The following is a 24,824-nucleotide window of genomic DNA, read 5'->3' as shown; positions in this document are numbered from 1 at the left end:
GCTTCTTCTACATCTTCATCATAAATGAATAATGATTCAGTAGCAATAAAAAATCAGTCAATGGACAAATTTCCCTGTTAGACTGATAAAAAGGAGTGGATAGAAATGAGTCAAACCGAGCATGTATGGAATCAAAAAGCCGCCGACTGGGCGGATCGCGCTGACGATATGTGGACGAACGGCAGTCGGAAAACCGTTTTGCCGTTCTTACGAAAAACAATCACCGGTGGTCGTTTGCTTGATCTCGGTTGCGGTGATGGTGCAGCCTGTCGCTTACTGACACCGGACTTCCAGACAGTCGGACTTGATGTTTCAGATGAGATGATCCGGATCGCCCGTGAGAAGTCACCCGAGCAGATGTTCATCGTCGGAACGGGTGAAGCATTGCCGTTCGCCGATCATGCGTTTGATGTCGTCCTCGCCGTTAACTCACTCGAATGGTCGACACGTCCCGTTCAAGTGCTTCAAGAAATCGAACGCGTCGCCCCGCTTGTCGTCATCAGTCTACTCGGTCCGACAGCAGCACCACGGCAACTTGCTTATCGTCGTCTGTATGGTGAGGAAGTCGCGATGGGGAATACGATGATGCCGTGGGAACTGTTGCAACTAGCAAAAGAACGGGGTTGGACGTTACTCGATGAAGCGGTCATTCAAAAAGAAGGAGCCGTCATAACGGGGCATCGGTTACTGGATCAAGCACATGCTTTCTCGTGTTTGTTTGCTTTTCAGACGACAGCTGCGAGGGAGAGATAAATATGTCATATAGTCGTTTTTTCACTTCAATTTTAGGTGTGATTTCCATCTTCTTTTTATTTTACGTACAAGAGCTTGGTATTTTCGAAAAGTGGCAATTCTATATTTTCTTCATGGTTGTATTCGTTGGTACGCAGGCCTTAGGAGAACAGGTATTATTTCGTCGATTCGAAGAAAAACGATTCCATCCACAGACGGCTGTTTTATTAGTTGCACTATTATTTGTTGGAATTTTTATTGCGGCGAATGTTTTGTATCCTTGATATAAATCGAGTCTTACTACAACGTTGCTAACCTCACTGTCCTTTCACCCGCTTTCCTCAAGCTAGACACAAGCCAGTCTTCCTCATCCTTCGGATGACGATTCCGGGTCTTGATTGTCTCTGACAGCGCGATAAAACGTCGCGCTTTTTCTTGTAGGAGTCGGGTGAAGACATGTGAGGAGGTTGAACGTATTCAATACTAAAAGCGATCGATTCCATTGACGGACTTCGATCGCTTTTGATGTGAGTTCATTTAGGACGAACCGGGCATCTTCGACTCCTACAGGAAAAGGAAGCATGAACCATGCTTCCGTCAGGGAAGAGGAAGACCCGGCAAATCACATGGAATGTGAGATGCCGCGGCTTACTTCCCGCCTGAGGAAAGCGAAGATGATAGGGACGTCCGGTATACTATGCTTTATCCTCCGTGCGTTCGCTGATGTACCTGTCGCAACCACTCTTCAATTAAGACAAGATCCGATTGTTCTTCCCATTTCAGTCGGAAATAGAGTGTCTGTAGCATCTGTTTAACGTTACGATACGTCGTCCACTCCGCATCTCCCCATGTCACGTCACTCTCAAGCCACTCCTTAATATTACGTTCGATTCGTTGCAATAGGACATCTTCCGACAGTCCATGACGACAAGCTTGCAACCACGCCGTCACCATCCGGTCCGCTTCTTCATCGACATAGAGATAATCGGATCGGATCAACTGACGAATCATCGCATCAATCGCTCCGAGTTCCTCCTGTGGACGACTCGCTGGGTGCGTAAACCAAACTACATAGACATCTGAGATATGTGCCATGCTGTGTGCCCAACCCATTCCGTCAATGAATCCACGGACATCCTTTTCTTGCTCCAGATAAGTTTGTAAGTACGTCGACAGTCGATTCAACTTTTCTTGCTTCAGCATGCGCCGGGTTTTATCCATCACTAACAATTCAGCGAGTGCTAATGCTGAAAATGATCGCGTCAGAACAGCTGTTGTGTCCGCTGTTCCCATTCTATACATCAATCCATGCCCGCTTAAAATAAAATCGAAAATTTGATTTGCCTCTTCTATCGTAAATGACTCTGATGCGATGTAGGTCGCTAACTGCGGATAGATCAATCCATCTCGTAACTCAGAATCCGTCGAACCGATATGTAGAAGTAACTCATCGAGTAATGCAGGCGTTACATTCGCGTCTTGTTGTAGCAGTTCCTTTAACTCTTGTTCTGTTCGCACCATTCTGTCCTCTCCTCCCTGAATCAAAAAAAGACGATGCAGCATTGCATCGCCTTCTCTTCTTATCCTTTGACCATTCCTTTGAGAACGAAGGCAACGTTTGCCGGTCGTTCTGCTAAGCGCCGCATGAAGTAACCGTACCAGTCACGTCCATAAGGAACGTAGACACGGACTTTATAGCCTTGTTTGACGAGTTCGAGTTGACGCTCGACCCGGATACCAAATAACATCTGGAATTCGAACTGGTCTTTTTCGATCCCATTTTCTTTAGCGTGACGGATGACTTGCTCGATCATCGCATCGTCATGTGTTGCGACGGCAGCATAGTTTCCGAGTGATAATTGTAACTTCACGAGCTTGATGTAGTTATGGTCGACGTCTTCCTTCTCTGGGAACGCAACCGTTGCCGGTTCTTTGTATGCCCCTTTGACGATCCGGAGATTCGTCTCGAAGCGCCCGACGCGTTTGATATCATCTTCCGACCGGTAGAGGTACGACTGGATGACCGTCCCGATGTTATCGAAAGATTGGCGCAATTCTTCAAACAATTGAATCGTCTTTTCACAACGTGGCTCATCTTCCATGTCGATCGTGACGAAGACACCGAGTTCTTTCGCCCGTGTTAAGATCCGTTCCATGTTCGAGCGGATCAAGTCGTCCGAGATATCGAGTCCGAGTGATGTCAGTTTCAACGAGAGTTGCGAGTCTAATTTTTCTTCCGCAATCATCTCAACCGCACGAATACATTCTTGTGTCATCATCTCTGCTTCTGCCACCGTCGAAATGAACTCCCCTAAATGGTCCATCGTGACGCATAACCCTTTTGCGTTCAATTCCTGGATCGCCCGTTTGGATGCTTCCAATGAATCCCCTGCCACGAAGCGACTCGCTCCGAACTTAAGCCCGTATCGCTTGGCGAGACCGTTCAATGTCTTGTTTTGCGATAAGAAGATAAAACCATCCCGTAGTACTTTTTCCATCACTCATGATTCCCCCTAAATAAATGCTAGGCTGTTTTACCGTGTCGGTTCACATCTCTGCCTTTATATTATGCCATAAAGCGCTTACATGCGCTCTTTCTTTTGTTTATTTTTGAGAATCTGATGGGCAACGATACCAACAGCGAAAAACAAGACATACAGACCAATCGCAACAAAGAACTGCCACGAGAACGGATCACGAAGGCTTGAGCCGATATTGTTGTAAACGAATGCACCGGGAATGATCCCGATATAGTTGGCGATGGCGAACTGTTTAAAGCGGATTTTCGATAGACCCGACGCGTAGCTGATCGCATCAAACGGAAACAGCGGAATCAACCGGACGATCAAGACGACGAGAAAGCCGTTCGTTGCGATCCGGTCGTCAAGCACGTTCAGCTTCCCTTTCCCGATCAACTTCTCGACGCCACGGCGACCGAGCAACCGGGCAATCCAAAAGCTGAGCAATCCGCCGGTACCAGCACCAATGACGTCGAGTAATGTCCCGAGCCACGGACCGTACGTATAGCCGCCAAAGACGGTCAAAAGACTCGCCGGAAAAAAGACGAGTGGTCGGACGGTATAAGCGAGCACATAGAGCAACATCCCTGTCAGACCTTGATCCCGTACCCAATCCGATAATGCTTGAATGTCGAATTGCTCCAACATTCCCGACATTCGGAAATACAGGAGCAATCCAAGTCCAAACATAAAATACAGCGTGATCGGGAGCCAGTCCCGGAGCCGTAGTTTCTTCATGACATCGTCGCCGGAGCAACGTAATAGAAAATCGACAGGAAGATCAACACACTACCAGCAAGGACGAACAGATGCCAAATCGCGTGGTTATACGGCAAGCGTGCCCAGACGTAAAAGATGACGCCGAGGGAGTACGCAAGTCCACCACCGAGGAGCAGTAAGAATCCTTGTAATCCAAGTGCTTCATAGATCGGCTTGATCGCAAACAGACAACACCAGCCGAGGATCAGATAAGACGCATTCGAGATCCAGACATATTTACCGGTCGAATAAAGCTTCCAGATGATGCCGAGCGTTCCGACACCCCAGACGATTCCGAGCAATGTCCAGCCGAGCGGACCACGGAGTGTGATCAAGGCGAACGGTGTATAACTACCAGCAATCAAGAGATAGATGCCAGCATGATCTAAAATTTGTAGAACCTTGTTTGCTTTCGTATGCATCAGCGAATGCATCAAGGTCGAGAACAGATAAAGGAGAATCATCGTTGCCCCGAAGATACTGACAGCAGTGACGTTCCAAGCGCTGCCGGATTTCGTCGCCTGCAGGATCAACATCACGAGCGCGACGATACTGAAAATGACACCCAATCCGTGTGTAATGGCACTGGCGATTTCCTCTTTCAAGGAGTCACCTTTTGCGAGTAGCTCTTCGATCGTTTCTTTCGATTGTTGCTTGATCGTTTGCTTAAGTTCTTTTTTGGTAACCAACCGAACACCTACTTTCTAATGACACAAGACTAACACTTTGATTATACGCTCTGAAGCGACAGCGTGCCTATCGAAACATTCTGTCGATTTGATGACAACCGTCATCTGTTTGTCTTTTCCCGCTTATACAAAAATCCACACCGCCTAGGCGATGTGGATGTCGTTTACCATTGTTCAATATCCGGGCGATCCTTGAACGTCGATTTTGTACCGTGACGTTCGTTAAGGACGGCCTCGACTTCTTTGAATGAGACACCGCGCTCAGCGAGCAAGACCGTTAAGTGATACAACAAGTCTGCTGTCTCTTCTGCTAACGTATCGTTACCAGCAAGAACGACTTCAAATGCCTCTTCACCGAACTTCTTCGCGATCTTCTCATACCCAGAAGCAATCAAATAGTTCGTATAGGATTCTGCTTCTTTCGCGTCAATCTTCGCTTTGACCGTCTGTTCCAGTTCGTATAACATCGGGCACCTCCACTTCCGTATAGAAACAACTGCGATTTCCGGTATGGCATGTCGGACCATTCGCTTTGACCGTGATCAAGAGACTATCCTGATCACAATCGATCCACATCCGTTTGAGTTCAAGCGTGTTCCCGCTCGTCTCCCCCTTTGTCCAGAGGCGATTCTTCGTCCGCGAGAAGAAGGTGACGAGACCGGTCGCAAGCGTCTTATCATAAGCGGCTTGGTCCATGAAGCCGACCATCAAGACATCGTTCGTCTGTTCGTCGACGACGACGGCAGCGACGAGTCCTTTTGAAAAATTCAATGTCGTCATCGGACTTCGACTCCCCGTTCTTTGAGGTAGGCTTTCGTTTCCGGCATCGTGTACGTCGCTTCATGGAAGATCGAAGCAGCTAAGGCTGCGTCAGCGCCTGCTTCCAATCCTTCCGCCAAGTGATCGAGTGTTCCGACACCACCGGAAGCAATAATCGGCACGTTGACGACTTCACGTAGACGACGGATCAAGGCGAGATCATAGCCGTCTTTTGTTCCGTCAGCGTCCATCGACGTGACGAGTAACTCGCCGGCACCTAGGGCAACGGCTTCCTGTGCCCACTCAATTGCGTCACGTCCGACGGGTTGTGTGCCACCGTGTGAGAAGACACCCCACGAGTCGCCGGTCTGCTTGGCATCGATCGCGACGACTGTCGCTTGGACACCGAACAGGCGGCTGACTTCTTGAATCAGTTGTGGATTTTGAAGCGCCGACGAGTTGAGTGAGACTTTGTCAGCACCGGCACGAATCAACCGTTTCGCGTCTTCGATCGTCTTGATTCCGCCACCGACCGTAAATGGCATATAGATGACTTCTGCGACACGTTCGACAATATCAAGCATCGTCTCGCGTCCTTCTTGCGTTGCTGAGATATCAAGCAGGACGAGTTCGTCCGCCCCTTGCTCGTAATAGTACTTCGCGACGGCGACCGGGTCACCGAGATCACGTAAGTTCTGGAATTTAACGCCTTTGACGACACGACCTTCCTTGACGTCAAGACAGGGAATGATCCGCTTCATCAACATACGCGTAACACCTCTTTTAAGGCGAGGGATCCGTCGAGCAACGCCCGACCGACGACGGCTCCGTCCATCCCAATTTCTTTCAGACGCGCGACGTCATCGACCGTCGTCACACCACCAGAAGCGATCAATTCGACCCCTTCCCGTTTCAACCGATCAAGCCCATCGACGTCTGGTCCCATCATCATCCCGTCACGCGAAATGTCTGTATAAAGGAACGTCTTGATGCCTTTGCCGATCAAGTGCGTCATCGCCTCTTCAAGCGTCCAACCGCTCGCTTCGAGCCAGCCGCGTGTCTGAACGATGCCTTCTTTGGCATCTAACGCAACAGCTAGTTTATCACCAGCAAGAGCAATCATCTGCTCGAGTAAAGCTTCGTCTTCTAGGGCGACCGTGCCGACGAGAATCCGGTCGATCCCGGCACCGACGTATGCTTCGACGGTTTCGATGTTACGGACACCACCACCAGCTTCGACGAACAAACCGGTCTCCTTTTTGATGTCGGCGATCAAGCTCAAGTGCAACGGTTCGCCGGCCTTCGCACCATCAAGATCGATCAAGTGGATCGCCGTCGCCCCATCTTCCTTGAAGCGCTTCGCGATCGTCAACGCATCGCCGAAGAATGTCTGTTGGTCAAAATCTCCTTGCTTCAGGCGTACCGCCTGTCCGCTCATTAAATCGATTGCTGGGTAGAGTTGCATGTCGTCTCTCTCCATTCCTTCAGTAGTTTCAGTCCGACTTCGCCACTCTTTTCCGGGTGGAACTGCATCCCGGTGACTTGTCCTTTTTGAACGATCGCTGGAACAAGACGTCCGTATTCAACCGCGTCGACGATCCATTCTGGGTCACAAACAGCGCCGTACGAGTGGACGAAATAGACCGCTTCGCCGTGGTTCGTCAGCTGGTGCCAACCCATGTGCGGCAAGCGGACGTCGCTCGGTAGTTTTTCGATCGTTCCCGGTAAGATCCCGAGACCTTCCGTCAGTCCATCTTCGTCACTCGATTCAAAGAGCAGTTGCATCCCGAGGCAAATCCCAAGAAACGGTTTCTTTTCCGCTTGTTCTTTTAAGAAGTCGACGAGTCCCGTTTCCTTCAGGCGCTCCATTGCCGGTGCATAAGCACCGACACCCGGTAAGACGAGTGCTTCCGCTTGGTCGAGCAACTCCGTGTCACTCGTGACGATGACTGCTTCGCCGAGCTCCTTTAACGCCCGCTCGACATTCGCGATATTCCCGACGCCATAATCGACGATTGCTATCATTGATCAATCAACCCTTTCGTAGACGGTACGCCTTCGCTCGTCACGGCGACTGCCTGACGGACGGCCCGACCAAGTGCTTTGAACAACCCTTCGATCATGTGGTGTGTGTTCGAGCCATATAAGACTTCGGCATGAATCGTCATCCGGGCACTCCGTGATAAGCCTTGGAAGAACTCTTCTGCGAGTTCCGTATCAAAGTCACCGAGCTTCGGATTCTTGAAACTAGCACGGAAGACCGTGAACGGACGACCGCTGAAATCGAGCACGACCGACGCGAGTGTCTCATCCATCGGTACACGCGATTCGCCGTAGCGTTCAATCCCGGCTTTATCGCCGAGCGCTTCCGTCAACGCTGCCCCGAGGACGATCGCTGTATCTTCGACCGTGTGGTGCGCATCGATCCACGTATCACCTTTTGCCGTCACCTTCAGACCGATCCGGGCCTGAAAGGCAAATAACGTCAACATATGATCAAAGAACCCGACACCGGTCTTGATTTCAACCGGACCTCCTGCGAGATCGACCTCAACCTTGATGTCTGATTCTGCACTTACTCGTTCGCTTGCGCCACGCCGCATCGTAATTCCTCCTCTACACACGTTTCTAATACTTGCATCGCTTCTGGTGATCCACAACTGACACGGAAGGCTTGGTCAAACAAGCGGATCCGTAATCCAGCGTCAGCACAACGCTGCGTAAAGCGTTCGGCTTCTGGATACTCGACATAGACGAAGTTCGCTGCACTCGGATACGTCTTGCCGATTGGCGCGAGAATCCGCTCGATCGCTTCGCGACTCGCATACGTTTCTTCTAAGACCCGATCGAGTTCCGGTTCTGCCATGATGGCGATGCCGACAGCTGCTGATAGACCAGAGACGTTGTACGGTGATTTAATCTGTTCGATTTCTTCAATGATTTGTTCGCTCGCGATGACAAAACCAAGTCGAAGCGATGCGAGTCCGAACGCTTTTGAGAGCGTCCGTAAGATGATCGCTTTCGGATATTCCTCGAGTAAGTGAAGCATCGACTGTTCGAGCGCGAAGTCGATGTACGCCTCATCGATGACGACGTATTTGCCACTGTCGAGCAAGCGACGGATGTCCGCTTCCTTCCGGAGGACACCAGACGGATTGTGTGGGTGGCTCAGGAAGATGATCTCACCAGGAGCTGCGATCAATCCTTCGACGTCAAGCGCCATCTCGTCAAGTAGCGGTACCCGTTCGAACGGTGCCCGTGCCCGGTCAGCGTAGAACTGGTACATGACGAAGTCAGGTTCCGAGGCGATGACCGGCATGCCGGGTCCGCCGTAGCGGGCACATAAGTAGCCGATCAACTCATCCGAGCCGTTTCCGGCGACGAGTTGCGTCGGACGGACACCAGCGTACGTCGCGTACGATGCCTTGACTTGATCGATGATCTCGACTGGATATTCGTTTAATGGGAACGTTGCGATCAATTCCTGGATCGCTTCGATCCCGACTGGACTGTGGGTCGTGAATCGTTCGTTTTGGTGTAATCGCATTAGTCTTCCCTCACTTCGATAGCTTGTGCGTGTGCTTCGAGTCCTTCGACCCGAGCAACGGTCTTCGCTGCGTTCGCAAGACGTTGTACGCCTGCGCGTGTTGCTTCGAGCATCGTCTGGTGACGCAAGAACGTCCGCGCTGATAATCCAGACGCAAAACGGGCTGTCCCGGATGTCGGTAAGACGTGGTTCGTTCCGGCGACGTAATCGCCAAGCGTTTCTGGTGTCTCGTGACCGAGGAAAATCATACCGGCGTGACGGATCGATTTGACGACCTCTTGCGGATTGGCAACGGCAAGTTCCAAGTGTTCCGCTGCGAGGCGATTCGCTTCTTCGATCGCTGTTTCGAGTGGAGCGACGAAGACACCACCGTTTTCCATTGCACGGCGGGCAATCTCTTGACGCGGCAATTGCTGTAAGCGCCGTTGGATTTCCGTATCCACCGCTTGTTTCATCTCTTCCGTTGGCACGAAGGCGATCGCGACAGCGTCCCGGTCGTGTTCGGCTTGCGCAAGTAAGTCTGCAGCGATCCGGTCTGGATGCGCCGTCTCGTCCGCGATGACGACGACTTCCGATGGACCAGCGACCGAGTCGATGCCAACGATGCCGTAAACTTGGCGTTTTGCTTCAGCAACGAAGCGGTTCCCAGGTCCGACAATCAAATCGACGGCTTGGATGCTTTCTGTTCCGAATGTTAGCGCGGCAACAGCTTGCGCTCCACCGATCGTATAGATTTCTGTCACACCAGCGATCCGTGCCGCGACAAGAACCTCGTCACTTAAGTTCGTCATCGGTGTCACCATGACGACGCGTTCAACACCAGCAACTTTTGCTGGAATGGCGTTCATCAAGACGGTCGATGGATAACTTGCTGCACCACCTGGAACGTAAATCCCGACCGAATCGACGGGAACGAAACGTTGACGTCGTGTCACGTCTGCTTCGACGAGTTCGATGTCAGATGGCAGTTCTTGTTCGTGCCATTCGACGAGTCGTGTCGCCATCAACTTCAACGAGTCGATTAAGTTAGCGTCTGCCTGTTCGAACGCTTGTGTGATTCGTGTTTCACTGAGGCGGAAATCTTCAAGATCGACCTGATCGAATTGGTTCGTGTAATCGCGGACAGCGGCGTCACCGTCTGTTGCGACGCGTTCGAGAATCGCGCGGACCGCGAGCTCCGTGTCGCGATCGATGCTGAAAGGTTTTGTCGGTGTCATGATCGTGTCACTCCTTCTGTCAATTGCTCAAGCAAGCGGATGACTTCAACCCGCTTCCGTTTTAACGTCCATTCGCTCGTAAAGAATCGAGCGCTGATATCGATGATTTTTTCGTATTCATTTAGTCCGTTCGCGCGTAACGTCTCACCTGTCTCGACGATATCGACGATCGCGTCAGCAAGACCGAGTAACGGCGCTAACTCGACGGAACCGTTCAACGGTACGATGTCGACGTCGACACCGAGTTCGCTGAAGTAGCGTTTTGCGATGACCGGATACTTCGTCGCGATCCGGACGCGGCGTCCGCCTTCGAATTGTAGCGGTTCCTTCGCGCAGACCGACATCCGGCAGACTCCGAATGGCAATTCCGCGAGTTCTGACAGTTCTTGATCCGATTCAAGTAAGATGTCGCTCCCCGTGATCGCGACGTCAAGGACGCCTTGAGCAACGTACGGAATCAAATCCGATCCTTTCATGAAGACGAATTCGTGCTCGCCCCGTTTGACGATTAGTTCGCGTTCAATGGCTCCCCATGTCTCGACGCCAGCTTCTTTTAGGTAACGTTCTGTCGCTTTCGACAGCCGTCCTTTCGTAATTCCGATTCGCATTTAGAGCACCTCCGCCAACCGTTCGACCGAGAATCCGATGCCGAACGCCTGTTGTTCTTGTCCGAATTGTTCATAAAGCCGGTCATAGCGTCCACCGACGAGGACGGGTTCCGTCACACCTTCGATGAAACCGTGAATCGTGATCCCGTCATAGTACGTCTGTAAGCCCATTTGACCGAAGTCGAGATCGGCATTGACGGCTTCCGCGAGATCAAGCACGGCATTGAGTCGTGTTTCGTCAACGTACGGTAAGATCGTCTCTGCTCCTTCGCGTCCGAATAATAAAGGTAGTTTCGCGAGTAAAGCATCATCCAGTTGACCAGCGATCCGCTTCAGTTCGATGACGTTACGTAAACGGAGCATCTGCGTCACTTGGTCGCGTAAGTGGTGATCACCGACGCGCGTCTCGATCAAATGCTCGATTAGACCAGCATCACCAATTGAGAGTGTGACTTCTTTTCCTGTCAGTTCTTCGACGAGTCGGACCGCGAGTTGGATTGCTTCGACTTCTGCGATTTGTCCCCGTTCCTCGAATCCGACCTGGAACTTCTCTTCTGGTTGAAAGACCGAGCCACTGTAGAAGACACGTTTATATTGTTCGCGCCCCCGTTCGCTGAGGGCACGCGCGACACTAGTCGTAAAATCCATTCGAATCTGTTCCCGTCCACCGATTTCCTCAATTAAGGGGGTGATTAATCGGGTATAGTTAGATTGTTCGAGTCCATCTTCGAGCTGACGGATGACCTGCTGGAGCCGCGTTGCCGAGGCACCGACGTAGTCCGTCGCTCCATCCTTGAGTCGAATCGTAGAAAATGATTGCATTCTCCCACTCCTTTATCTTATTATCACTGTACCACGCTAAATTATTTAACGATACGATACCGCGTTTCGGGCACATTGTCAATCGCTTTGCTTGCCAATTCTAAAAAATCGGAGGGTTACTCATGCAATTATTGAAATGGGACGGTCACGTCCACAGTCCATATTGTCCACACGGTACGAAGGATCCACTCGAAGCCTACATCGAGCGTGCCTTAGAGCAAGGCTTAGAACGGATCAGCTTCACGGAACATGCCCCTTTACCTGAAGGTCTGACGGATCCTGCGCCAGATAACGATTCCGGAATGTCGTTCGCGACAGCCGATGCCTACCTGAAAGAATTGACCCAACTCCGCGAGACATACAAGAATCAGATTGATATCCGGATCGGGATGGAGTTCGACTACTGGGAAGGGCATGTCGACGGTACGCGTGACATCATCGCCCGCTACGCTGACGTCTTAACCGACGGCATTCTCTCATTGCATTACTTATACATCGATGAGCAATATTACGGCGTCGACTTCAGCAAGGAAAGCTTCGGTGAGATCGTCACGAAACTCGGAAGCGTCACGGCGGTCCACGAACGCTATTATGAAGGCATCCAAGCCCTCGTCATGACGGACCTCGGTGCACACCAGCCGAAGCGCCTCGGTCACTTAACGTTACCGACGAAATTCATCCAAGCCTATCCGCTTGAGTCGAACCCAACGAACCTCGACGACACGTTACGGAAAATCCGTCAGGCGAACTTCACACTCGACGTCAACACGGCAGGACTCCGGAAACCATTATGTGGTCTTTCCTATCCTTACCCGGAACTCCTGCAAGTCACGCAGTCGTTATCGATTCCGCTCGTCTATGGATCAGATGCCCATCTCGCAAAAGATGTCGGTGCTGATTTTGATTTTAAATGGTAAGAACGTAAATAGATAAAAGATCGCGCGCTTCACTTACTCTGACGGGAGTTGTGTGAAGCGCGCGATTTTTTTTATTCTGTTCCTCCATACGGAAATGAATCTGACGTGACGGATGGCAGTGATGCCGCAAGTATTTTAAGACGATCAACTGATACGTTACCGGCTAACAAAACCGTCTGTTCGCCGTCTTGATAAGACAAGCTAGCTTCTCGTTTCGTCTCATGGACGTAAGCTTCTATTCCATTCGCCAATGTCACGACCTCCGACGGTTTGCTGTCCATCGGTTGCTACGGGAGCTTCGAAACCGTAAGGATTGATTCTTTTCCAGCAAACGTCCATGTGATTGGCGCGTCTTCCGCATCACTCCAACTCATTTCGTTCGTTGTGAATGTCGAAAATGGGAGCTTCAAGCCACGTGATTCTGAGCGTTCCGTTGTAACAGGTCCTGTCGCAGGAAGAACACCAGTCAATATCCAGCGATCAGACTGTTCATAAAACAAAACGATGTAATGATGTGGTCCTTCCGGAGACTGCAGCGTGACAATCGCTTTTTGACCAAGAATCGCTTCCGACAAGATATCATCATTAGTCGGTACGGCGGTTTGTCCGTTTTTATAGGTCAGCTGTATTTGCTCGACGCTCGCTTTGCCTGGTGTATCTGCATCGACGGAGGGCTCTTTAATTAAAATTTCTTCGACTTCATTTTGTCCTTTAGTTGGTTTCACGGATGCAACTTCTGCAGATGGTTTTACAGCATGTTCTTTCGTCTCCATTGTACACCCCGATAAGACGCAACTACTGATCAATACAATAGTTGTCATCGACTTCGTAAAACGCATTTTTCCTCCCCCTTACCATACCTTTACTTCTTTTAGTATGGCAGGTCGATACCTGCTAGTATCCGAATAAATTCTCACAAACAGGAAATGTTTTATTAAAAATCAAGTCAAAAAAGACCGGTAAACGTATCGCATACGTCTACCGGTCTTCTGGTTTATCTATTCTAAGTTGGCGTGTTTCCCGTACATCGTTTGTGAATCGAGCTGCTTGTCTTCCATGATCTGCAGAATCAAGGCATCATAGAACAACAACATCGTCTGTTCGAACAACGAGCCCATTGGTTGAACCGTCTCATCCGCTGATGCCGCTTGTTCTTTCGGAACCCCGGGCAGTTGGACGACTAAGTCGGCTAATCGTGCTAACGTCGACGTCGGATTGATCGTGACGACGGCAACCGTTCCACCGAGTTGCTGTGCTTTCTCGACGATTGGAACCAATGTTTTCGTCTCACCCGATCCGGAACCGACGATCAACAAGTCACCGTCGCGCAAGTTCGCTGTGACCGTCTCGCCGACGACATAAGCATCAAGTCCCATGTGCATCAACCGCATAACGAACGCTTTCCCCATCAAGCCGGAGCGACCGGCTCCTGCGAGAAAGATTCGGTTCGCTTGCAAGACAGCGTCTGTCAGTTCTTTTGTCTCCGTCGCATCGATTGCTTCAACTGTAGAAGTCAGCTCTTCGATAATCGTTTGAATATGTGTCATTTACGCCTCTTGCAGCATCCGGTGAATCGTTGACGCTGTCTCTTGTTTATCGTCTTGCCCTGTGATGCCGCCACCGACGATGATCAAATCAGGACGTGCAGCGATGACTTCCGGTAACGTCTCCATCTTGATGCCACCCGCAACAGCTGTTTTTGCGTTTGTCACAACCGACTTGATTGTTGCGAGATCCTCGAATGAGTTTTGACCGACTGCTTGCAGATCGTAACCTGTGTGGACACAGATGTAATCGACACCTAACGCATCAAGTTCTTTCGCCCGAGTTGCGATATCTTTGACAGCAATCATATCAACGAGAATCTGTTTGCCCGATTTTTTCGCTTCTTCGACTGCCCCTTTGATTGACATGTCTTCCGCTGCCCCAAGGATCGTCACGATGTCGGCACCATGTGCGACAGCTTGGCTGACTTCGTAGCCGGCAGCATCCATGATCTTCAAGTCAGCGAGGACCGTTAAGTTCGGGAATGCGGCTTTCATTTCTTTGACGGCGCGGAGTCCTTCGTTGATGACGACCGGTGTGCCGATCTCAACGATATCTAAATTGTCTTCCCCGATTTCTTTGACTAAAGCAATCGCACCTGCTGTATCGACTAAATCAATCGCGAGTTGTAATTTCATTCTGAATCTCTCCCATTCTTCTCTATATTGTCGTACCTGACACTTCCTTCAAACGTTCATGAAGGAACACGACTAAATATAATCCGCAGGAGCATTCTTGAGAAGTACGCACTTTTAATTTACATAGTGAGGTTTTTCATACATAGTGCAGAAAAGTATACTGTCGATCGGAAGAAAGACTATACTGGAACAGGAGGTGGAACGATGCCACATTTTGAAGACCGTCAGTTTAACTGTGAGAAGGAATTGACCCTCTCGATCATCGGGGGCAAATGGAAGATGCTTATTCTTTGGCACTTAGGCAAGGAAGGGACAAAACGCTTCGGGGAACTAAAAAGTCTGATGCCCGGGATCACACAACGGATGCTCGTCAATCAACTGCGGGAACTCGAAGACCACCACATCATTCACCGGGAAGTCTACCCGGTCGTACCACCGAAGGTCGAATATTCGTTGACGCCACACGGTCATAGCTTAATGCCGATTTTAGATGCGATGTACGACTGGGGTAAGGATTATGCGAAAAATGTTCTGGAGATCGACTTCGAACAACAAAAGATATCACCATAAAAAAAGATGCTCATGGTCTCGTCTCTTTTCAGAGATAAGTCCACGGAGCATCTTTTTTAGGATTCTTCGGTCGTATAGATTTTCGACATCGCCAGTTCATCAACGTATTCCCCATCGATGAAGAGCGACGCAATCCGTGTCCCTTCGATGTTAAAGCCAAACTTATGATAGAGCTCGATTGCCCGCAAGTTATCCTTGCGAACCGTCAACTCGAGTCGGATGAGCCCTGCTTCAATGGCAAACGCATCGACTGCCTCAAGTAGACCCGCACCAAGACCACGACCCGTATAGGCATCAAGCAAGCCGATGACAAGATTCGCGCGGTGTCGGATTCGACTCGGTTCACCACCAACGACGAGCACATACCCGACGAGTTGCTCGTCGACGTCCACGACGAAGATATCCGAGTTCGCAGCCTGACCAAACTTCTCGATGAACGCCTCGGCCTGTTCCGTTGACAGGACACGTTCCTCCGGTTCATACAACATATATTTCGTTTCCCGATCAATGCGTCGCATTAAGTCCGATAAGGCTTTTCCGTCCATCAACGTGGCGCGTCTTATCATAGGTGTCAGCTCCTTTTTTTACAATATTACAGCCTATTTTTACTCTATTCCAACATTATAGAAAGTAAAAATTAAGATAAATTCTTTAAAATAACTCCATGTTTATTTTTCCATTCGACTAATCCGTTGGCACTTCTGCCCGTCACAATATCAGCTGCTAACGAAGGACTTGAAAACAATAAGTCTTCGATTACTATGTATTCTCCATCAATTATTTGAACTTTATTAGAGTCAATTAATTCTTTTCTTTTAACTTTCAATCGTTCCGAGAATGAATTGACAACTTCTGACGCAATTTTAGAATTTTTAAAAACAACGAACCCTTCTGATGTTTGAGCCCCCATACTGTCGGCACCTCTTGTGCCTTTTAAGTATAGAACGTTCTCATTCTCAGTATCGATATTCTTTTGAACTTCTGAGAATAATTTATGTCCTAACATATTTACCAACATTTCAACATTCTTACCAAAAGTATTCATTTCAGCACGATCTGCTTCAGAGATAGAAGGCATCGGGGGAATATTACCGTTTACGACTTTATAACGGTTTGCTTTTTTTGCTTTATGATACAATTTGTTCTCTAAATATTTAATATGTGCTTTATTCAAGTTCTCATCTTTACTAATAAACACAATCACTTCATTCCAAAAATCTTTTTCACGTAAATGATCTTGAAGACGATTATACACTTCTTCAGCCTCACCAATATAAACTGCTTCTTCATCTTCTTCGTTTCGACCGAACAACATATAAATTCCAGTTGAATTTAAATTAGGGCGATCACTACATTTTTTAACTTCAGTACGTGGAATTCTATAAGCGAGACCAGTCCAATTTGACAACTCACACGTTAATCTGCCATCAGAATTACCATCAATTAAAAACATTTTAATTGTTTGACCAAATTCCATATTTTGTTCTCCTTATTAATTTTTTATTTTATTTCTAATATTTATAAATAGTTTTTTATACTAAAAAGTACTTGAACCCATTTAATGAGATTCAAGTACTTTTTTTGAAATCCACTGATTTCGTCGTATGGAGACGGTGGGAGTCGAACCCACGTCCGAAGGCATCGTATACTTAAGCTTCTACGTGTGTAGTCAATTTATTGGGATCTCGTCGTCAGGCTGCCAATTGACAGGCGTCCGTCCGACCAGTCTGATTCCATCTCTTCTCTTTCCCTCCAGACGGAAGGGTCCAAGCGTAGCCTGTTTAAAGTGAGACCCTAGAAATCAGCCGACCAGGCGACGGCTGCTAGGATCCGTAGCGGCAATTAAGCTGCTGCGAGTTGTGTGTTAGTTTTGCCAGTTATGGCTGGTGCGTTTTAACGAGGCCGACCCCTCGACACGCCACAGAAGACCGAACTACCCCCGTCGAATCCGTAACGTCCCCAAGATAATAAATTGGGGCTTTCCGAATACTAATATTCTAGCAGAAAAGTGTTACGGGTTCAATACTTTTGCTTATCGCGTAGTGCTCGCTCGATGTCACGCTTCGCATCCTTCTTCTTCAGGTCGTCGCGTTTATCGAATTTCTTCTTCCCGCGCCCGAGTCCAATCAAGCATTTCGCGTATCCATTCTTGATGTAGACTTTCAGCGGTACGATCGTATAGCCGTCCCGTGAGACCGCCCCGATCAAGTTCACGATCTGTTTCTTGTGCAACAGCAGTTTCCGCGGACGGAGTTGCTCATGGTTGTATCGGTTCCCCTGTTCGAAGTGGGCGATGTTCGAGTTCCAGAGAATCGCCTCTCCCCCGTCGAACCGGACGAACGCGTCCCCGATGCTGATTTTTCCTTTACGGACCGATTTGATCTCCGTTCCCGTCAAGACAAGACCGGCTTCAATCGTATCCTCGATCGCATAATCGAACGAGGCCCGTTTGTTGTTCGCTAAGACTTTCGAATCTGTTCCCTTTGGCATGTTCGTTCACCACATTTCCGATGCGGAAGCGCTTATTTGCGCTTCCGTTTCTTATTCGAGACCGCCTTATGGAATGGCGGTTTATCTTTCTTATTCTTTAACGAGAATCCTTTTCCCTTGCTTTGGTCGCTCTTACCCGACCGTTTCTTGCCACGACGATCGTCCTTCTTCTTGTCATCGCGTTTTTGTCCCGGACGTCCACCGCTTGAGCGGATCGTCTTCGACTCGAACCGTTTCTTCGGTTGTCGCTCTGGCATCCCAACGACGCAGAAGTCAATCGTCCGTTCATCGATGTTGACGTTCGTGACCTTAATCTCTACGACATCGCCAATCCGGAACTGTTGCTTCGTCCGCTCACCGATTAGCTGATAGTTCGCTTCATCGTAACGGTAAAAGTCATCCGTCATCGCTTGGATGTGGACGAGTCCCTCGATCGTGTTCGGCAATTCGACGAACATCCCGAAGTTCGTCACACCACTGACGACACCTTCAAACGTCTCACCGATGTGTTGCTCCATATACTCCGCTTTCTTCAACGCATTCGTTTCCCGCTCCGCATCTACCGCACGACGCTCGCGTTTCGACGAATGATCCGCGATTTCCGGGAGGATCTCTGAGTAACGGTCTTGCGTCTTCTGTGACTTGTCGTTGTAGATGACATATTCACGCAACAGACGGTGGACCATCAAGTCCGGATAACGACGGATCGGTGACGTGAAGTGCGTGTAGTAGTCCGTCGACAGACCGAAGTGACCGATCGGTTCGATGTCGTATTTCGCTTGTTGGAGCGAACGGAGCATGACCGTACTGACGACTGCTTCTTCTGGCTCCCCTTCGACAGCGTTGAGGATCGATTGCAACGTTTTCGGTGCGACTGACTCGCCCTTGCGTTCGACGTTGATCCCGAAGTTACCGATGAACTTGAAGAACGTATCGAGACGTTCAGCTTTTGGCTCATCGTGGATCCGGTACATGAACGGCAGTTTTTGACGCTGGATGTGCTCGGCGACCGTTTCGTTCGCTGCGAGCATGAACTCTTCGATCAGCTTCTCGGCGACCGACCGCTCCCGGAGGATGATCTCACTCGTCTTGCCTTCTTCGTTGACGAGGACCTTCGCTTCTGGGAAGTCAAAGTTGATCGCCCCACGACGGGAGCGGCGTTCGCGCAGGATTGCTGCGAGTTCCGCCATCTTGTCGAAGTACTCGACGAGATCTTGGTACTTCGCGATCACTTCCTCGTCTTCGCGTTCGATGATTTTCCGGACGTCCGTGTACGTCATCCGTTCCGTCGTCTTGATGACACTCTGGAAGATTTCATGGTTGACGACAGCACCGTTCGCATCGATTTCCATGATACAGCTGAGCGTCAAACGATCGACGTGCGGATTGAGCGAGCAGATTCCGTTCGATAGACGGTGCGGAATCATCGGGATGACGCGGTCGACGAGATAAACACTCGTTCCGCGCTCACGCGCTTCTTCATCGAGTGCTGAATCTTCTTTGACGTAATGCGAGACGTCGGCGATGTGGACACCAAGCTCGAAGTTGCCGTTCGCTAATTTCTTAACGTGAACCGCATCATCGAGGTCTTTTGCGTCCGCCCCGTCAATCGTTACCGTCAATTCATTCCGTAGATCGACACGTCCGACCAAATCCTTTTCATCGATCTGATCCGGTACGGCATTCGCCTCAGCGATCGCTTCCGGTGAGAAGTCGACGTTGATCCCGTGCTTATGGACGATCGACAAAATATCGACGCCTGGGTCATTTTTGTGACCGATGATTTTTAAGACTTTTGCCGTTCCGGCGTAGCGACCGTCAGGATACTTCGTAATCCGGGCGAGGACTTTATGGCCATCGACGGCACCGAGTGTATCGTCGTTCGCGACGACCGGTAAGAACGTCAGTTTCGTATCATCCGGTTCGATGTAAGCGATTGATTCGATCCGTCCTTTTGGACTGACGAACGTTCCGACGAAATCAGCTGGTCCGCGTGAGAGAATCTTGAGCAGTTTCCCTTCACGACGGTCACCCCCGTTTGACTCGGCAAAAACTTTGACGAGGACACGGTCGCCGTTATAGACGTTCTTCAGTTCCGGTGCCGGTAAGAAGATGTCGCCTTCAGAACCATCTTCCGGTGAGACGAAACCGAAACCGCGTTGGTGGACGGAAATCTTCCCTGCGACTTGACCGATTTGCGCGAGCGTTCCGTACTTGTTCGAGCGTGTCCGGGCAATCAACGCTTCGTCTTCCATTGCGTTTAGCGTCCGGATCAATTCCTTGAATGCTTCCGTATCCGCTAGTTCTAGTTTTTTCGTTAATTGATCAATCGACAACGGACGTTCTTCCGTCGTGATGACCGTTAGTATTCGTTCACGTAATTCCAACGTGACACCTCCAGTTACTTGCTCCAGTTCAATGACTCCAGGAAGTCCAAGATGTCAGAGTGGAGCTGATCTTTTTCTTTGTCGAGCGTAATGACGTGACCTGAGTTCTCATACCAGATCAGCTCTTTTTGGAAGGCACTGACTCCATCATGGATGATGTTCGCGGAGTCGGTGTTGATCATGTGATCGTTGCGCGCTTGGACGACGAGCGTCGGTGCGTAGACGTCCTCAAGCGAATCGCGTGTCTCGCGCAGCAGTTCCTGTAAGTCCTTCAAGGTCGGCATCGGTTCGAAGGACGCCATCTCGTGGTCGATCTCTTCTTGTGATTTGCCTTCTCGCTTCTTGAATTCTCGTGCGTACTCGGTGACTCCTGCATACATGACTTCTTCACTTTTGATGTAGGCGGGTGCACACATCGGGATGACCGCTTTGACCGGACGGTTCATCGATAACTTCAGCGACATGACGCCACCGAGCGACAGTCCGCAAACAGCGATTTCGTCATAGCCTTTATCGACGAGTTCCTGATATCCGGCAAGGACATCCTGCCACCAGTCGGCTGGCCCGGTCTTCGTCAGCTCTTCGGGTGGGGCAGCGTGCCCTTTATATTGTGGTGCTAGGGACGTATAGCCCTGCTTCTGTAAATAGCGACCGAGGATGCGGACATCCGCGCTCGATCCCGTGAATCCGTGTAATAGTAAAACGGCACGTGGGCCGGCTTCGAAAAAGAATGGTTTTGGTAAAGTGATTTTCATAAAATGATTCCCCCTCTAACTCTATACCCCATATCCGGAAAAAATGAATATCGAGAAATACAAAAAACGACAGCGCGATCATACGGCTGTCGTTTCAATGCTCACTTATAAAAAGCGACGAGTAACGCCAAGATGAAGAGTAATGCTCCTAAGATAGACGCCACACGATTTAGGACCGCATCCAAGCCACGAGCTTTTTGGCGACCAAATAATTGTTCTGCTCCACCCGTCAATGCTCCGAGTCCGGTCGTACGACCTGACATCAATAGAACGACGATGATGAGAAGAACGGAAACGACGATGAGGCCGACAAGAGCCACGTTATGAATGATCATCGATGATCCTCCTTCAGTAATATACGCTTCTTTCATTATAGAGAAAAACAAGTACGGGAACAAGGAATAGATTTAGGAACTTTTTCCTGCCTGACGAAAAGAGACACCCGAATCGTCGACTCAGGTGTCTCATCTCCTTATTGTTTGATCAATTCGAGATCAACTGGGATGTTCTTCTCGACTGTTTCGCCTTTTAAGTGCTTAATCGCTGTCTCGACACCCATTTTCCCGATCTCAGTCGGTTTTTGAGCGATCGTTCCTGCCATTTTTCCGTCTTTGACGGCTTTGACGGCATCATCCGTTGCATCGAAGCCGATGACTTTAACATCGTTCAGACCCGCTGCTTTTAACGCTTCGACCGCACCGAGTGCCATCTCATCATTGTGCGCGAAGACGGCTTTGATGTCTTTGTTGTTCTGGAGGATGTTCTCCATGACCGACAAGCCTTTTGCCCGGTCGAAGTTTGCTGCTTGTTTTGCGACGACGTCAAGTTTACCGTCGACTGCTTCATGGAACCCTTTACCACGGTCGCGTGTTGCGGATGCTCCTGGAATCCCTTCGAGCTCCACGACTTTTGCTTTATCGCCGACGAGTTCGATCATGTATTCACCTGCTTGTTTCCCACCCGCGACGTTATCCGACGCGATGTGTGCGACGACGTCGCCTGCTTCTGCGTTGCGGTCAACTGTAATGACGGGGATGTTTGCATCGTTTGCTGTTTGGACGGCTGCACCAACTGCTGCTGAATCCGTTGGGTTGATCAAGATGAGATCAACTTTCTTTTGAACCATGTCTTCGATGTCGCTTGCTTGTTTTGCCGCATCATCTTGTGCATCCGCGACTTGAAGTGTTGCGCCTTGTGCTTTTGCTTCTTGTTCTGCCCCTTCTTTTAATGAGACGAAGAATGGGTTGTTGAGGGTTGAAATCGAAAGACCAATCTTGAAGTCCTTCGTCTTTTTCTTCGTATCACCGTTGCTGCTGCCCGGCTGTTCCGTCGAACAGGCGGCTGCGAAGACCATTAATGCCATCATGACGACTGCAAGTAGTTTTTTCATCTGTAGATCCTCCTTTTGGAATGTGGGTTACGCTGCTTGTTTCCGGTCCGCGAGTACCGCGAACAAAATGACCAAACCTTTGACGACGAGTTGGAAGAACGAGGAGACACCAAGCAAGTTGAGTCCATTGTTCAGTGTTCCGATGATCAAGGCACCAATCAAGGTACCGACAATCCAGCCACGACCACCTGACAGGCTCGTCCCACCAAGGACGACCGCCGCGATGGCGTCGAGTTCGTACGATGTTCCCGCCGTCGGCTGTGCCGAGTTCAGACGAGACGTCAGGATGATGCCGGCAAGTGCTGCCATCAAACCTGAGAGTGAGTAGATCATGATTTTGACTTTATTGACTTGAATCCCCATCAGCTTCGCTGCTTCTTCGTTGCCACCGATCGCATACGTATAGCGACCGAATGTCGTCTTCTTCAAGATGAAGTAGAGAACCGCAAAGGCGATCAACATCGTTAGAACCGGTACCGGGAAGATCCAGAAGTAACCGCGTCCGAACAATTCGAACCAGCCACCTTGGCTTAGACCAGTGATCGGTTTCCCATCCGTATAGACGAGCGTCAATCCGCGGAAGATCGTCATCGTCGCAAGTGTTGCGATGAACGGTGCGACTTTCCCGAGTGAGATGACCATCCCGTTCAAGGCACCCATGACAGCTCCGACGATCAATCCGGCAAGAACAGCGATCAACGCTGACGTTCCGTCCGTCATCAGACCCGCGACGAAGGCGGACGAGAGGGCGAGAATCGAGCCGACTGATAGATCAATCCCACCCGTCAGAATGACGAACGTCATCCCGAAGGCAATCAAGGCATTGATCGAGACTTGCCGTAAGATGTTAAATAAATTATTCAGTGTTAAAAAGTCCGGTTCCATGATCGAGACGACGAGGACGATCGCGAACAATCCTGCGAGTGGTCCAAGCTTTTGTCCGATCCCAAGACGTCTCGGTTTTGCTTCCGTTACCTTGCCTTGCATCAATTCCATATCATTGTCCTCCTGTCGCAAGTGTCATGATGCTTTCTTGCGTCGCTTCCTGTCGTGTCAACATGCCGCTCATCTTGCCTTCGCGCATGACGTAGACCCGGTCGCTCATCCCGAGAATCTCCGGGAGGTCCGAGCTGACCATGATGATCGCGACACCCGCCGCAGCGAGTTCGTTCATGATGAGATAAATCTCTTTCTTCGCCCCAACGTCGACACCACGTGTCGGTTCGTCGAGGATCAAGACTTTCGGTTGTGTCCCGAGCCACTTCGCGAGGACGACCTTCTGTTGGTTCCCACCGGACAGTGACTTCGCCGGCTGGTCCATCGAGCTGTGGCGGACCGAAAGCGACTTCAAGTATCCTTCCGCGAAATCGCGTTCTGCCTGATCCTTGATGACACCGGATCTTGATAACGAACGGATCGTCGGCAGGGAGATGTTCTCACGCAGTGAAAAGTCGAGGAACAAACCTTCGCCTTTACGGTCCTCGGTCAAAAAGCCGATGCCCTGTCGGATCGAATCATACGGTGTCTTGATTTTCAGCGACTGTCCGTTTAATTCAATCGTCCCGTCTTTAAGTCGATCAACCCCGAACAATCCGCGCATGACTTCCGTCCGCCCAGCGCCCATCAAACCAGAGAAGCCGATGATTTCGCCTGCCTTGACGGAGAACGAGACATCGTCGAACCGTTTCCCGCTCGCCTGTTTGACTTCGAGAACGGTCGCACCGATCGAAACGTCACGGTCCGGATACCGTTCACCCATCTCACGACCGACCATCTCCCGGACGATCTGTTCGAACGATGTCTCGGGAATCGCGTGTGTCGAGACGGAAATCCCGTCCCGTAAGACCGTGATCCGGTCGCAGAGCTCGAAGATTTCCTCCATCCGGTGTGAGATATAGACGATCGAGACACCTTGGTTGCGTAGTGCCGTCGCGACGCTAAATAAGGCGCGAATTTCCCGCTCCGTCAGTGCGGCTGTCGGTTCATCCATGATGATGACCTTTGCGTCCGTCATCAAAGCTTTTGCAATCTCGATCATCTGTTGCTGACCGACTGATAATGTCCGGGCAAGTTGATCGACGTCCATGAAGACGTTCAATTCGGCGAGTTCACGTTCTGCCTGCCGCTTCATCTCCCCTTGCTTGAGAATCCCGAAGCGTGACTTCAACTCCCGTCCGAGGAACAGGTTCTCCGTCACCGTCAAATCCGGGAGGATGTTCAGTTCCTGGTGGATGAAGGCAATCCCCGCCTCTTCGGCAAGCTTCGGATTCTTATACTCGACGTCCTGTCCATCGACGCGGATCGTGCCTGCGTCCCCTTTATGGACACCGGTCAAAATCTTCATCAGCGTCGATTTCCCGGCACCGTTCTCTCCCATCAAGGCATGAATCTCACCCGCAGCGAGTTCGAAATCGACACCTTTCAGGACAGGGACGGGACCGAATGCTTTTTTGATACCTGTCATCTCGATACGCATCGCA

At 50.1% G+C, this 24,824-nt stretch carries 29 protein-coding genes, 1 other RNA gene and 1 pseudogene; 4 read left to right on the top strand and 27 right to left on the bottom strand.

Translation table 11 applies throughout. From position 1 onward, the window contains the following. The first annotated feature begins 105 nt into the window (after positions 1 to 105). Together EXG77_RS03605 and EXG77_RS03600 are read left to right on the top strand one after the other, a co-directional pair. Positions 106 to 753: a class I SAM-dependent methyltransferase gene (locus EXG77_RS03605; RefSeq protein ID WP_035396361.1), complete on the top strand. Its 648-nt coding sequence runs from the start codon at positions 106 to 108 to the stop codon at positions 751 to 753. A 2-nt stretch (positions 754 to 755) separates the two neighbouring features. Beyond that, on the top strand, positions 756 to 1,016 hold the full coding sequence (locus EXG77_RS03600) for a hypothetical protein (protein WP_035396359.1): 261 nt from the start codon (positions 756 to 758) through the stop codon (positions 1,014 to 1,016). 418 nt (positions 1,017 to 1,434) lie between these two features. Here EXG77_RS03600 and EXG77_RS03590 read toward each other — a convergent pair whose 3' ends face one another. The 13 genes and pseudogenes from EXG77_RS03590 to EXG77_RS03525 all read right to left on the bottom strand — a co-directional run bounded on the left by EXG77_RS03590 (position 1,435) and on the right by EXG77_RS03525 (position 11,652). Continuing rightward, entirely contained in the window at positions 1,435 to 2,253 is an 819-nt protein-coding gene (locus EXG77_RS03590; RefSeq protein WP_035396355.1) for a DUF2785 domain-containing protein, read from the bottom strand. 59 nt (positions 2,254 to 2,312) lie between these two features. After that, positions 2,313 to 3,230 (bottom strand): proline dehydrogenase family protein, encoded by a 918-nt coding sequence (locus tag EXG77_RS03585; protein WP_023469178.1) that lies wholly within the window; start codon positions 3,228 to 3,230, stop codon positions 2,313 to 2,315. Between the two features lie 84 nt (positions 3,231 to 3,314). Further along, the gene (locus EXG77_RS03580; RefSeq protein WP_035396352.1) at positions 3,315 to 3,989 is read right to left on the bottom strand and encodes a TVP38/TMEM64 family protein; all 675 of its coding nucleotides are present in this window, start codon (positions 3,987 to 3,989) and stop codon (positions 3,315 to 3,317) included. Further along, positions 3,986 to 4,645 (bottom strand): hemolysin III family protein, encoded by a 660-nt coding sequence (locus EXG77_RS03575; RefSeq protein WP_035396436.1) that lies wholly within the window; start codon positions 4,643 to 4,645, stop codon positions 3,986 to 3,988. Before EXG77_RS03575 ends, EXG77_RS03580 begins: the two co-directional genes overlap by 4 nt. A gap of 218 nt (positions 4,646 to 4,863) precedes the next feature. Continuing rightward, a pseudogene (gene hisIE, locus EXG77_RS16510) lies at positions 4,864 to 5,479 on the bottom strand (bifunctional phosphoribosyl-AMP cyclohydrolase/phosphoribosyl-ATP diphosphatase HisIE). Further along, positions 5,476 to 6,225: an imidazole glycerol phosphate synthase subunit HisF gene (gene hisF, locus EXG77_RS03560; protein WP_023469183.1), complete on the bottom strand. Its 750-nt coding sequence runs from the start codon at positions 6,223 to 6,225 to the stop codon at positions 5,476 to 5,478. Before hisF ends, hisIE begins: the two are co-directional and overlap by 4 nt. Continuing rightward, positions 6,219 to 6,923 carry a 1-(5-phosphoribosyl)-5-[(5-phosphoribosylamino)methylideneamino]imidazole-4-carboxamide isomerase gene (gene hisA, locus EXG77_RS03555; protein WP_035396350.1) on the bottom strand — a complete coding sequence of 235 codons (705 nt, stop codon included), beginning with the start codon at positions 6,921 to 6,923 and terminating at the stop codon, positions 6,219 to 6,221. Before hisA ends, hisF begins: the two co-directional genes overlap by 7 nt. Next, complete coding sequence (gene hisH, locus EXG77_RS03550) at positions 6,896 to 7,483, bottom strand: imidazole glycerol phosphate synthase subunit HisH (RefSeq protein WP_029342451.1); 588 nt, start codon at positions 7,481 to 7,483, stop codon at positions 6,896 to 6,898. The genes hisA and hisH overlap by 28 nt, the downstream gene beginning before the upstream one ends. Then, a complete protein-coding gene (gene hisB, locus EXG77_RS03545; protein WP_035396348.1) occupies positions 7,480 to 8,061 on the bottom strand; it encodes an imidazoleglycerol-phosphate dehydratase HisB in 582 nt (193 codons plus the stop codon). The genes hisH and hisB overlap by 4 nt, the downstream gene beginning before the upstream one ends. Further along, positions 8,034 to 9,005, bottom strand: a complete 972-nt coding sequence (locus EXG77_RS03540; RefSeq protein WP_023469187.1) for a histidinol-phosphate transaminase — start codon at positions 9,003 to 9,005, stop codon at positions 8,034 to 8,036. The genes hisB and EXG77_RS03540 overlap by 28 nt, the downstream gene beginning before the upstream one ends. Continuing rightward, on the bottom strand, positions 9,005 to 10,222 hold the full coding sequence (gene hisD / locus EXG77_RS03535; RefSeq protein WP_035396345.1) for a histidinol dehydrogenase: 1,218 nt from the start codon (positions 10,220 to 10,222) through the stop codon (positions 9,005 to 9,007). Before hisD ends, EXG77_RS03540 begins: the two co-directional genes overlap by 1 nt. Beyond that, on the bottom strand, positions 10,219 to 10,830 hold the full coding sequence (hisG, locus tag EXG77_RS03530) for an ATP phosphoribosyltransferase (protein ID WP_023469189.1): 612 nt from the start codon (positions 10,828 to 10,830) through the stop codon (positions 10,219 to 10,221). Before hisG ends, hisD begins: the two co-directional genes overlap by 4 nt. Next, a complete protein-coding gene (locus tag EXG77_RS03525) occupies positions 10,831 to 11,652 on the bottom strand; it encodes an ATP phosphoribosyltransferase regulatory subunit (RefSeq protein ID WP_035396343.1) in 822 nt (273 codons plus the stop codon). Positions 11,653 to 11,774: 122 nt separating this feature from the next. On the opposite strand from EXG77_RS03525, the gene hisJ reads away from it, so the two are divergent. After that, entirely contained in the window at positions 11,775 to 12,569 is a 795-nt protein-coding gene (gene hisJ / locus EXG77_RS03520) for a histidinol-phosphatase HisJ (RefSeq protein WP_035396340.1), read from the top strand. Positions 12,570 to 12,640: 71 nt separating this feature from the next. Here hisJ and EXG77_RS03515 read toward each other — a convergent pair whose 3' ends face one another. From EXG77_RS03515 to hxlA, 4 genes are all read right to left on the bottom strand, one after another. Beyond that, positions 12,641 to 12,820, bottom strand: a complete 180-nt coding sequence (locus EXG77_RS03515) for a hypothetical protein (RefSeq protein WP_035396338.1) — start codon at positions 12,818 to 12,820, stop codon at positions 12,641 to 12,643. 36 nt (positions 12,821 to 12,856) lie between these two features. After that, a complete protein-coding gene (locus EXG77_RS03510) occupies positions 12,857 to 13,390 on the bottom strand; it encodes a hypothetical protein (RefSeq protein WP_145981726.1) in 534 nt (177 codons plus the stop codon). 177 nt (positions 13,391 to 13,567) lie between these two features. Continuing rightward, positions 13,568 to 14,116 carry a 6-phospho-3-hexuloisomerase gene (gene hxlB, locus EXG77_RS03505; protein ID WP_035396335.1) on the bottom strand — a complete coding sequence of 183 codons (549 nt, stop codon included), beginning with the start codon at positions 14,114 to 14,116 and terminating at the stop codon, positions 13,568 to 13,570. Beyond that, positions 14,117 to 14,752, bottom strand: coding sequence for a 3-hexulose-6-phosphate synthase (gene hxlA, locus EXG77_RS03500; RefSeq protein WP_035396332.1), 636 nt, complete (start codon positions 14,750 to 14,752; stop codon positions 14,117 to 14,119). Between the two features lie 204 nt (positions 14,753 to 14,956). Between hxlA and EXG77_RS03495 the strand changes: the two genes are divergently transcribed. Further along, complete coding sequence (locus EXG77_RS03495; RefSeq protein ID WP_029342458.1) at positions 14,957 to 15,322, top strand: helix-turn-helix domain-containing protein; 366 nt, start codon at positions 14,957 to 14,959, stop codon at positions 15,320 to 15,322. 56 nt (positions 15,323 to 15,378) lie between these two features. Here the strand turns inward: EXG77_RS03495 and EXG77_RS03490 are convergent, their stop codons facing one another. The 10 genes from EXG77_RS03490 to EXG77_RS03445 all read right to left on the bottom strand — a co-directional run bounded on the left by EXG77_RS03490 (position 15,379) and on the right by EXG77_RS03445 (position 24,820). Next, positions 15,379 to 15,888: a GNAT family N-acetyltransferase gene (locus EXG77_RS03490; RefSeq protein WP_023469196.1), complete on the bottom strand. Its 510-nt coding sequence runs from the start codon at positions 15,886 to 15,888 to the stop codon at positions 15,379 to 15,381. Between the two features lie 71 nt (positions 15,889 to 15,959). Beyond that, on the bottom strand, positions 15,960 to 16,799 hold the full coding sequence (locus EXG77_RS03485; protein ID WP_035396329.1) for a GIY-YIG nuclease family protein: 840 nt from the start codon (positions 16,797 to 16,799) through the stop codon (positions 15,960 to 15,962). Positions 16,800 to 16,924: 125 nt separating this feature from the next. Further along, positions 16,925 to 17,283: a transfer-messenger RNA gene (ssrA, locus tag EXG77_RS03480) on the bottom strand. 58 nt (positions 17,284 to 17,341) lie between these two features. After that, positions 17,342 to 17,812, bottom strand: coding sequence for an SsrA-binding protein SmpB (gene smpB, locus EXG77_RS03475; RefSeq protein ID WP_035396327.1), 471 nt, complete (start codon positions 17,810 to 17,812; stop codon positions 17,342 to 17,344). Between the two features lie 32 nt (positions 17,813 to 17,844). Continuing rightward, positions 17,845 to 20,199, bottom strand: coding sequence for a ribonuclease R (gene rnr / locus EXG77_RS03470; protein ID WP_035396324.1), 2,355 nt, complete (start codon positions 20,197 to 20,199; stop codon positions 17,845 to 17,847). Positions 20,200 to 20,213: 14 nt separating this feature from the next. Then, a complete protein-coding gene (locus EXG77_RS03465) occupies positions 20,214 to 20,954 on the bottom strand; it encodes a carboxylesterase (RefSeq protein WP_023469200.1) in 741 nt (246 codons plus the stop codon). A 101-nt stretch (positions 20,955 to 21,055) separates the two neighbouring features. Next, positions 21,056 to 21,289: a preprotein translocase subunit SecG gene (secG, locus tag EXG77_RS03460; RefSeq protein WP_023469201.1), complete on the bottom strand. Its 234-nt coding sequence runs from the start codon at positions 21,287 to 21,289 to the stop codon at positions 21,056 to 21,058. Between the two features lie 137 nt (positions 21,290 to 21,426). Continuing rightward, positions 21,427 to 22,344: a ribose ABC transporter substrate-binding protein RbsB gene (gene rbsB / locus EXG77_RS03455; protein ID WP_035396322.1), complete on the bottom strand. Its 918-nt coding sequence runs from the start codon at positions 22,342 to 22,344 to the stop codon at positions 21,427 to 21,429. Positions 22,345 to 22,371: 27 nt separating this feature from the next. Further along, on the bottom strand, positions 22,372 to 23,340 hold the full coding sequence (rbsC, locus tag EXG77_RS03450) for a ribose ABC transporter permease (RefSeq protein ID WP_050678685.1): 969 nt from the start codon (positions 23,338 to 23,340) through the stop codon (positions 22,372 to 22,374). A gap of 1 nt (position 23,341) precedes the next feature. Next, positions 23,342 to 24,820 (bottom strand): sugar ABC transporter ATP-binding protein, encoded by a 1,479-nt coding sequence (locus EXG77_RS03445; RefSeq protein WP_035396320.1) that lies wholly within the window; start codon positions 24,818 to 24,820, stop codon positions 23,342 to 23,344. Positions 24,821 to 24,824: the final 4 nt, after the last annotated feature.

This window comes from Exiguobacterium sp. OS-77 (genome assembly GCF_000414195.2).
Classification (GTDB): Bacteria; Bacillota; Bacilli; order Exiguobacteriales; family Exiguobacteriaceae; genus Exiguobacterium_A; species Exiguobacterium_A indicum.
The sequence above is the reverse complement of the archived record's forward strand: the minus strand, read 5'-3'. Positions and strand labels throughout refer to the sequence as shown.

Coding starts and splice junctions, on each gene's coding strand:
- EXG77_RS03605 (WP_035396361.1), top strand. CDS start 106: ATGAGTCAAACCGAGCATGTATGGAATCAAAAAGCCGCCGACTGGGCG.
- EXG77_RS03600 (WP_035396359.1), top strand. CDS start 756: ATGTCATATAGTCGTTTTTTCACTTCAATTTTAGGTGTGATTTCCATC.
- EXG77_RS03590 (WP_035396355.1), bottom strand. CDS start 2,253: ATGGTGCGAACAGAACAAGAGTTAAAGGAACTGCTACAACAAGACGCG.
- EXG77_RS03585 (WP_023469178.1), bottom strand. CDS start 3,230: ATGGAAAAAGTACTACGGGATGGTTTTATCTTCTTATCGCAAAACAAG.
- EXG77_RS03580 (WP_035396352.1), bottom strand. CDS start 3,989: ATGAAGAAACTACGGCTCCGGGACTGGCTCCCGATCACGCTGTATTTT.
- hisF (WP_023469183.1), bottom strand. CDS start 6,225: ATGTTGATGAAGCGGATCATTCCCTGTCTTGACGTCAAGGAAGGTCGT.
- hisA (WP_035396350.1), bottom strand. CDS start 6,923: ATGCAACTCTACCCAGCAATCGATTTAATGAGCGGACAGGCGGTACGC.
- hisH (WP_029342451.1), bottom strand. CDS start 7,483: ATGATAGCAATCGTCGATTATGGCGTCGGGAATATCGCGAATGTCGAG.
- hisB (WP_035396348.1), bottom strand. CDS start 8,061: ATGCGGCGTGGCGCAAGCGAACGAGTAAGTGCAGAATCAGACATCAAG.
- EXG77_RS03540 (WP_023469187.1), bottom strand. CDS start 9,005: ATGCGATTACACCAAAACGAACGATTCACGACCCACAGTCCAGTCGGG.
- hisD (WP_035396345.1), bottom strand. CDS start 10,222: ATGACACCGACAAAACCTTTCAGCATCGATCGCGACACGGAGCTCGCG.
- hisG (WP_023469189.1), bottom strand. CDS start 10,830: ATGCGAATCGGAATTACGAAAGGACGGCTGTCGAAAGCGACAGAACGT.
- EXG77_RS03525 (WP_035396343.1), bottom strand. CDS start 11,652: ATGCAATCATTTTCTACGATTCGACTCAAGGATGGAGCGACGGACTAC.
- hisJ (WP_035396340.1), top strand. CDS start 11,775: ATGCAATTATTGAAATGGGACGGTCACGTCCACAGTCCATATTGTCCA.
- EXG77_RS03510 (WP_145981726.1), bottom strand. CDS start 13,390: ATGACAACTATTGTATTGATCAGTAGTTGCGTCTTATCGGGGTGTACA.
- hxlB (WP_035396335.1), bottom strand. CDS start 14,116: ATGACACATATTCAAACGATTATCGAAGAGCTGACTTCTACAGTTGAA.
- hxlA (WP_035396332.1), bottom strand. CDS start 14,752: ATGAAATTACAACTCGCGATTGATTTAGTCGATACAGCAGGTGCGATT.
- EXG77_RS03495 (WP_029342458.1), top strand. CDS start 14,957: ATGCCACATTTTGAAGACCGTCAGTTTAACTGTGAGAAGGAATTGACC.
- EXG77_RS03490 (WP_023469196.1), bottom strand. CDS start 15,888: ATGATAAGACGCGCCACGTTGATGGACGGAAAAGCCTTATCGGACTTA.
- EXG77_RS03485 (WP_035396329.1), bottom strand. CDS start 16,799: ATGGAATTTGGTCAAACAATTAAAATGTTTTTAATTGATGGTAATTCT.
- smpB (WP_035396327.1), bottom strand. CDS start 17,812: ATGCCAAAGGGAACAGATTCGAAAGTCTTAGCGAACAACAAACGGGCC.
- EXG77_RS03465 (WP_023469200.1), bottom strand. CDS start 20,954: ATGAAAATCACTTTACCAAAACCATTCTTTTTCGAAGCCGGCCCACGT.
- secG (WP_023469201.1), bottom strand. CDS start 21,289: ATGATCATTCATAACGTGGCTCTTGTCGGCCTCATCGTCGTTTCCGTT.
- rbsB (WP_035396322.1), bottom strand. CDS start 22,344: ATGAAAAAACTACTTGCAGTCGTCATGATGGCATTAATGGTCTTCGCA.
- rbsC (WP_050678685.1), bottom strand. CDS start 23,340: ATGGAATTGATGCAAGGCAAGGTAACGGAAGCAAAACCGAGACGTCTT.
- EXG77_RS03445 (WP_035396320.1), bottom strand. CDS start 24,820: ATGCGTATCGAGATGACAGGTATCAAAAAAGCATTCGGTCCCGTCCCT.